This window comes from Aeromonas molluscorum 848 (assembly GCF_000388115.1).
Lineage (GTDB): Bacteria > Pseudomonadota > Gammaproteobacteria > Enterobacterales > Aeromonadaceae > Aeromonas > Aeromonas molluscorum.
Map to the genome: position 1 here is coordinate 24784 of NZ_AQGQ01000026.1, position 7108 is coordinate 31891.

Annotated in this window: 8 protein-coding genes; 5 read left to right on the top strand and 3 right to left on the bottom strand. The window is 57.4% G+C overall.

Translation table 11 applies throughout. The annotated features are described in order from the left end of the window. Positions 1-139: 139 nt before the first annotated feature. Positions 140-1522, top strand: coding sequence for an L-serine ammonia-lyase (locus tag G113_RS06240; RefSeq protein WP_005895963.1), 1383 nt, complete (start codon positions 140-142; stop codon positions 1520-1522). A 292-nt stretch (positions 1523-1814) separates the two neighbouring features. Further along, entirely contained in the window at positions 1815-3185 is a 1371-nt protein-coding gene (locus G113_RS06245) for an L-serine ammonia-lyase (protein ID WP_005895965.1), read from the top strand. Positions 3186-3718: 533 nt separating this feature from the next. On the opposite strand, the gene G113_RS06250 is transcribed toward G113_RS06245, so the two are convergent. Then, positions 3719-4003, bottom strand: a complete 285-nt coding sequence (locus tag G113_RS06250) for a YcgL domain-containing protein (RefSeq protein ID WP_005895967.1) — start codon at positions 4001-4003, stop codon at positions 3719-3721. Between the two features lie 106 nt (positions 4004-4109). On the opposite strand from G113_RS06250, the gene minC reads away from it, so the two are divergent. From minC to minE, 3 genes are read left to right on the top strand one after another with little or no spacing between them, the layout of a single operon-like run. After that, the gene (gene minC, locus G113_RS06255) at positions 4110-4847 is read left to right on the top strand and encodes a septum site-determining protein MinC (RefSeq protein ID WP_005895969.1); all 738 of its coding nucleotides are present in this window, start codon (positions 4110-4112) and stop codon (positions 4845-4847) included. A gap of 18 nt (positions 4848-4865) precedes the next feature. Beyond that, positions 4866-5678: a septum site-determining protein MinD gene (minD, locus tag G113_RS06260; protein WP_005895973.1), complete on the top strand. Its 813-nt coding sequence runs from the start codon at positions 4866-4868 to the stop codon at positions 5676-5678. Positions 5679-5680: 2 nt separating this feature from the next. Then, complete coding sequence (gene minE / locus G113_RS06265; protein WP_005895976.1) at positions 5681-5947, top strand: cell division topological specificity factor MinE; 267 nt, start codon at positions 5681-5683, stop codon at positions 5945-5947. Positions 5948-6079: 132 nt separating this feature from the next. Here the strand turns inward: minE and G113_RS06270 are convergent, their stop codons facing one another. Both G113_RS06270 and G113_RS20460 read right to left on the bottom strand, forming a co-directional pair. Continuing rightward, positions 6080-6640 carry a YaeQ family protein gene (locus G113_RS06270; protein ID WP_005895979.1) on the bottom strand — a complete coding sequence of 187 codons (561 nt, stop codon included), beginning with the start codon at positions 6638-6640 and terminating at the stop codon, positions 6080-6082. Between the two features lie 213 nt (positions 6641-6853). Continuing rightward, the gene (locus G113_RS20460) at positions 6854-6994 is read right to left on the bottom strand and encodes a TIGR02808 family protein (protein ID WP_005895982.1); all 141 of its coding nucleotides are present in this window, start codon (positions 6992-6994) and stop codon (positions 6854-6856) included. Positions 6995-7108: the final 114 nt, after the last annotated feature.

Below are 7108 nucleotides of genomic sequence, written 5' to 3' on the forward strand. Positions count from 1 at the left end.
TGCGCACAGATAAAGGGTTTCAAAGGGCTGCCTCGGCAGCCCTTTTTCATGCGGCCATCACATCCCTCAGCTCCCCCTCTTCCCATCGACTACAAAAAATTTACAATGTTTAGACAAAATCCATAATCGGAGTGATGTCATGATCAGTGTCTTCGACCTGTTTTCCATCGGAATAGGCCCCTCATCCTCCCACACCGTTGGTCCCATGCGGGCCGCGCATGCCTTCGTGACCCAGCTAAAGGAGAGCAAGTTGCTGGCTCGCACCAGCCGGGTCGAGACCGAATGCTATGGATCCCTCGGCCAGACCGGCAAGGGCCATGGTACCGGCAAGGCCATCATCCTGGGGTTGGCTGGCTTCGAACCAGACAGTGTCGACATTGAAGGGATCCCCGCCTTCCTGACCGAGGTCGAGCAGAGCCAGACCCTCAAACTTGCCGGCGAGCAATCGAGCGCCTTCCCTCGCAATGGCGCCATCATTTTCAACCGCCGCAAGACCCTGCCCGCCCACTCCAACGGCATGACGCTGCGCGCCTATGAAGGCCAGGCGCTGCTGCTGGCCCAGACCTACTACTCCATCGGGGGCGGCTTCATCATCGAAGAGAGCCACTTCGCCAACGCCCGGGCCGACGCTGTGGCATTCGAGGCGAGTCATCCCATTCCCTATCCGTTCGAGAGTGGCGCCCAACTGCTGGCCCACTGTCAGGAGAGCGGACTCTCCGTGTCCGGTCTCATGCTGGCCAACGAGAAGGTGTTTCGTAGCGAACAGGAGATAGTGGCGGGGCTGCGCAAGATCTGGCAGGCGATGAAAGGCTGCGTGACTCGGGGCTGTCAGCAGGAGGGGGTACTGCCCGGCGGGCTCAAGGTGCGCAGACGCGCCCCGGCGCTGCTTCGTCAGCTCAGCGCCGAAACCAACTTCAATAAAGATCCGCTGATGGTGATGGAGTGGGTCGATCTCTTCGCCCTGGCCGTCAATGAAGAGAACGCCGCCGGGGGCCGCGTCGTGACGGCACCGACCAATGGGGCGGCCGGTATCATCCCCGCCGTGCTGCATTATTACGATCGCTTCGTGCGCACAGTGGATGACGATCTGCTGATACGCTACTTCCTCACCGCCGCCGCCATCGGCATCCTTTACAAGAAGAATGCGTCCTTGTCCGGTGCCGAGGTCGGTTGCCAGGGTGAGGTGGGCGTCGCCTGCTCCATGGCCGCGGGTGCCCTGGCCGAACTGCTCGGTGGCAGCCCGGCCATCGTCGAAAATGCCGCCGAGATCGGCATGGAGCACAATCTGGGCCTGACCTGCGATCCGGTCGGTGGCCTGGTGCAGGTACCCTGCATAGAGCGCAACGCCATGGGTGCGGTCAAGGCCATCAACGCCGCCCGCCTTGCCCTGCGCGGTACCGGTGAACACAAGGTGTCACTCGACAAGGTGATCAAGACCATGTGGGAAACCGGCAACGATATGAAGACCAAGTACAAGGAGACGGCCCGGGGTGGCCTGGCGGTGAACATCACCGAGTGTTAACAAAAGGCCATTCGAGCCCCATTTATCCTGCAATACCCGGCCTGGCCGGGTATTTTTTTGCAAAACGTTTGCTAAGCGCTTAACAAAATGGATAAGCATCAAAATAAATTTTATACTCGCGGCCTTGATTCAACAAAAATAGATCTATTTCAACTTTTTTTAAGGCGAGCCGCGTTACACTGCCGTTATCAGGTCCAGGACCTTAGGGCGATGTCACGACGCAAGCGCCATGGATCACCCCCTTTTTTGCAAGCTGGCAACACGTCGGCTTCTACCCAGAGGTAACTATTAGATGATCAGCGTTTTTGATATTTTCAAAATCGGTGTTGGCCCCTCCTCCTCCCACACTGTAGGCCCGATGAAAGCGGCCAAACAGTTCGTGGACGAGCTGCGCGGAGGCGGCAAGATCCGTGAAGTCACCCGGATCCAGGTTGATGTCTATGGCTCCCTCTCCTGGACCGGCAAGGGTCATCATACCGATACCGCTATCATCATGGGCCTGGCCGGCAACTTGCCTGAGAATGTCGATATCGATGGTATCCCCGAATTCATCTCCCGGGTCGAACAGACTGGTCGCCTGCCTATCGGTCTGCATTGCCACACGGTCAGCTTCCCGCAGGACGCCATGATCTTCCATGACGAGGCACTGCCCCTGCACGAAAATGGCATGAAGCTGACCGCCTTCATCGAAGATACCCAGCTGTACAGCAAGACTTACTACTCCATCGGCGGTGGTTTCATCGTCGATGAAGAGAACTTCGGCAAGGCCGACAGCGGCGATATGGCCGTCAACTACCCCTTCAAGAGTGCCGCAGAGCTTGTCGCCCATTGCAGCCAGACCGGCCTCTCCATCTCCTCCCTGATGATGGAAAACGAGAAGTGCTTCAACACGCCGGAAGAGATCTACAAGAAACTCGGCAAGATCTGGACCACCATGCGTGAAGGCATCGAGCGTGGTTGCCGTACCGAAGGGATACTGGCAGGCCCCCTGCGAGTACCTCGCCGCGCCGCGCCGCTCTACCGTCAGCTCACCACCAACGAGAGCCTGTCGAACGATCCCATGAGCATCATCGACTGGGTCAACATGTTTGCCCTGGCGGTGAGTGAGGAGAACGCCGCCGGTGGCCGTGTGGTCACGGCCCCCACCAATGGCGCCGCCGGCATCATCCCCGCCGTGCTGGCCTACTACGACAAGTTCATCCAGCCGGTTGGCCGTGACGAATACACCCGTTTCTATCTGGCCTCCGCTGCCGTTGGCATGCTCTACAAGATGAACGCCTCCATCTCCGGCGCCGAAGTCGGCTGCCAGGGCGAAGTGGGTGTCTCCTGCTCCATGGCCGCTGCCGGTCTGACCGAGCTGATGGGTGGTAGCCCGGAACAGGTGTGTGAAGCCGCCGAAATAGGCATGGAGCACAACTTGGGTCTGACCTGCGATCCGGTCGGTGGCCAGGTTCAGGTTCCCTGCATCGAGCGTAATGCCATCGCCTCCATGAAGGCGATCAACTCCTCGCGCATGGCCCTGCGTCGCACCTCCAAGCCGCGCGTGTCACTGGACAAGGTCATTGAGACCATGTACATCACCGGCAAGGACATGGACTCCAAGTACCGGGAAACCTCCCGTGGCGGCTTGGCCATCAAGGTGATGCAAGTCTCCTGCGAATAACGCTGCGCACATCATGATAAAAGGCGGGACACTTCCCGCCTTTTTGCTGTCTGCCATTTGTCACTCAAAGGGATAGCCGACCACCCGCGCGCCTCAGCACTGGCTTCCCAAGCCCACCTCAGCCACTATCCCATTGACCGGGTCGAGCCCGGTTGTCCCCTGACATGCCAGCCACGCTTATCCCCTGTGGCTCACGCCAAATATGCAATCAAAAGCAGGCCGCGCCGCAAAAAGTGCGCCAAAGGAAGGGAGCCAGACCAAGAAGGGAGATGATGGAAATAATGACGAGGGAAAACAACTGTATATTTATACAAGTTGGTCACTGTTTGAAAATAATATTTTCAAGGCTCATTCGAAGGCGACAGACTTTATCGTCCTCAATTGGCAGAGAAATTATCGGCAGCCCTCAGGGCCGCCAGCAATTATGCCAGGGGGATCCGTGCGTAATAAAGAGATCGCGCTGCGATGTGCGAGATTAACAACCACCCTCAAAAGACCCGCACTTGCCAAACGACAGCTTGCGTCCAGCAATATCAGAGGGTCTGCTGGGGTTGTTGCGCCAACTTGTGCTGCTCGAGCAGGTTCTCCACCGGCGGCGGTACTTGCAGGTAGAAACCTTGCAGTGTCAGCATCTCCATCACCCGGCTCACACTGGCGATGCCAAGGGGTTTGCCTGGGGTGAGCTTGGTCATCAGCACCAGTTGCGGCGTGCCGAAGGTCTGCATCAGGGGAGCCGGAACTCGGGAAAAATCATCCCTTTTTTCGACAAAGAGATAGGTGTCAGCTTTTTTGCGACTTTTATAGACTGCACACAACATGTAAATTGATATAATCCATTGAGTTTATTGCCTCGGAAGTGGGCAAACTATAACATCAGGCCATCAATAACAATAACGGATTACCGTCTCTGTCTCGGGGAAAGTCATGGTTGAGCGCGATAACGAATTGAAAGGGACTACCTTCACTATTTCTGTGTTGCATATCAACGATGCCGCGCCGGACAAGATACGCCAGTTATTGGCCGCCAAGGTGGCATTGGCGCCCCAGTTTTTCAATTGTGCGCCTCTGGTGCTCAATGTGGAAAAACTCGAGCAACAACCGGATTTTGACGAACTCAAGGCGCTGGTCGAGTCGGAAGACTTTGTACTGGTTGGCATTACGGGGGCCAAGAGTGAGGCCATGAAGATAGCCGCCAAGGCCGCAGGCCTGGCCGTCATGACCTCCGGTCGCAGTCGCAAGGCAGACCCTCTGCCTGAGCCTGTGGCCAATCTCACCGTCAACGATGTGCCTGTCGTCGATCTGCCGCTGCCCAGCACAGTGCCCGCCCCCCTGCTTGCCAGTAAGGTTCATGTGGGCCCGGTTCGTTCCGGCCAGCAGATTTATGCGGCGGGCACCTCGCTGGTCGTGCTCGGCTCCGTGAGCCCTGGCGCCGAAGTCCTGGCCGATGACAGCATTCATATCTACGGGGCCCTGCGGGGCCGTGCAATAGCCGGGGCTCGCGGTAATACCGATGCCCGCATCTATTGCCAACAATTACAGGCCGAGCTTATCTCCATCGCGGGCACCTTCCAGCTCAGCGATGCGTTGCCAGCAGGCCTGACTGAGCAGCCGGTGCATATCCGGCTGGATCAAGAACAACTCCGAATAGACCGTATCAAATAGAGTTACAAGGAAGCGAGAATGGCGCGAATCATAGTCGTTACGTCCGGCAAGGGTGGCGTTGGCAAGACCACCACCAGCGCGGCATTGAGTACAGGGCTGGCCCAGCGTGGCCACAAGACGGTGGTCATCGATTTCGATATCGGCCTGCGTAATCTCGACCTCATCATGGGTTGCGAACGCCGCGTGGTCTATGACTTCGTCAACGTCATCAATGGCGAGGCGAACCTCAACCAGGCCCTTATCAAAGACAAGCGCAGCGAAAATCTCTTTATCCTGCCCGCCTCCCAGACCAGAGACAAAGATGCCCTCACCAAGGAAGGGGTCGAGAAGATACTGGATCAGCTGGGCGAGATGGGTTTTGAGTACATCGTCTGCGATTCCCCCGCCGGGATAGAATCCGGTGCTCTGATGGCACTCTATTTTGCCGATGAGGCCATCGTCACCACCAACCCGGAAGTCTCCTCGGTACGCGACTCGGACCGGATCCTCGGGATCCTGGCCTCCAAGTCTCGCCGGGCCGAGCGCGGTGAGGATCCCATCAAGGAGCATCTGCTGCTCACCCGCTACTGCCCGACTCGGGTCAGCCGTGGTGACATGTTGAGCGTGCAAGATGTGCAGGAGATCCTTGCCATCCCACTGCTTGGGGTCATCCCAGAATCCCAGGCGGTATTGCGCGCCTCCAACTCGGGAGAACCTGTCATCCTGGACAAAGAGTCCGATGCGGGCAAAGCCTATGAAGATGCCGTTTCCCGTCTGATGGGAGACGCCACCGAATTCCGTTTCCTGCAAGAAGAAAAGAAGGGCTTCTTTAGCCGACTGTTCGGGAGTTAAGCATGTCTATTTTTGATTATTTTCGTTCTACCAAGAAGCAGGCGACGGCCCAGACGGCCAAGGAGCGGCTGCAGATCATCGTTGCCCACGAGCGTTCTTCCAGAGGGGGGCCGGATTACCTGCCCCAGCTCAAGCAAGATATTCTCGATGTGATCCGTAAATACGTGCAGATAGACCCTGAGAAGATCACGGTACAGCTGGACAAGAAGAGTGATGAGTTGTCGGTACTCGAACTCAACATCACCTTCGCCGATGACAAAAAGGGATAAGCCAGGCGCCCTATGCGTGACCCTTTCCCTCAATGAGACCGGATCCTGACCCAGGATCCGGTTCCTTTCTTTCTCTCATCCCCCTTGCCGCTCAGAGACGCCTCAGGGAATGACCCGCCCATTGGACGGCGTTCAGACCAGCTCGTGCGCCTGCTTGCCCTGCAGCATCAGAGGATCCAGCGTCACTTCCGTCTTGCCATTGCTCACCCACAGCTGGCCGTCGGAGATGGTGCAGGTAAGCTGCATGGTGCGTTCTATCATGGCCGCCAGAGGCAGTGTCTGGCTGTCGCTTAGCTCTATGATGCTGAGGTTGTCATGCAGGGAAAGCTTGCCCTGATTCTGCTTCCACCAGACGCTGGTACCACGACCACCGTAAAGATAGAGCACCACTTGGCGCGAGCGGTTGCAGGCCTTCTTGAGACGGCGCTCATCCGGCTGGCCCAGCTCAATCCAGAGTTCAATCTCATCGGAGTAATTCTTGCGCCACAGCTCAGGCTCATCGTCCGCCGACAACCCCTTGGTAAATTCAAGTCGCTCGGCAGCATGCCAGGCAAAAGCCGCGAGGCGGATCATCATGCGCTCGTCGGTTTCGGAAGGGTGACGGGCTAGGGTGAGGGAGAAATCCTGATAGAGCCCCCTATCCATATCAGAGAGGGAGAGCTGTGCCTTGAATACGGTTGCCTTGAGAGCCATGAGGGACCTTATTGGATGCAAAATACGAGACGCTACTGCGATGGCCGCCAGTGTAATCAAATTTCCCCCCGGGTTCGACCTTCATGCTCATCGACCCTGTCGCGAGGCCCTGCCCCAGGTTCAAGAGCTGGGGCCCAGACACAACAATGCCAGTCTCTCGACTGGCATTGTTGTGACGCGCTATAGCGTGGGAAGGCATGGCAGCCATGCGCTTCACTTCTCGGCGGACTGCACCCCAAAGGCGTTGAGCAGCACGCAACAGGTCACGGCCACCGCCACGAAGCCACTCAGGAAGATGAAGGGCATGACGCCATAGCCCAATACTGTCCAGATGGTTTGTTCAAGAAAGCTCATGATGTGTCCTTTGTCCTATGACGCCCATCTCTGGCGCGAATGTCCATGGCGGCTTGGGCCGCACTCTTGACTACTTTCGTTCCTATTGGAGCCTAATACGCCGCCCTCGCCTAT

What these genes read in the sequence shown, in the direction of transcription:
- G113_RS06240 (WP_005895963.1), top strand. Translation starts at nt 140, where the DNA reads ATGATCAGTGTCTTCGACCTGTTTTCCATCGGAATAGGCCCCTCATCC.
- G113_RS06245 (WP_005895965.1), top strand. Translation starts at nt 1,815, where the DNA reads ATGATCAGCGTTTTTGATATTTTCAAAATCGGTGTTGGCCCCTCCTCC.
- G113_RS06250 (WP_005895967.1), bottom strand. Translation starts at nt 4,003, where the DNA reads ATGTTGTGTGCAGTCTATAAAAGTCGCAAAAAAGCTGACACCTATCTC.
- minC (WP_005895969.1), top strand. Translation starts at nt 4,110, where the DNA reads ATGGTTGAGCGCGATAACGAATTGAAAGGGACTACCTTCACTATTTCT.
- minD (WP_005895973.1), top strand. Translation starts at nt 4,866, where the DNA reads ATGGCGCGAATCATAGTCGTTACGTCCGGCAAGGGTGGCGTTGGCAAG.
- minE (WP_005895976.1), top strand. Translation starts at nt 5,681, where the DNA reads ATGTCTATTTTTGATTATTTTCGTTCTACCAAGAAGCAGGCGACGGCC.
- G113_RS06270 (WP_005895979.1), bottom strand. Translation starts at nt 6,640, where the DNA reads ATGGCTCTCAAGGCAACCGTATTCAAGGCACAGCTCTCCCTCTCTGAT.
- G113_RS20460 (WP_005895982.1), bottom strand. Translation starts at nt 6,994, where the DNA reads ATGAGCTTTCTTGAACAAACCATCTGGACAGTATTGGGCTATGGCGTC.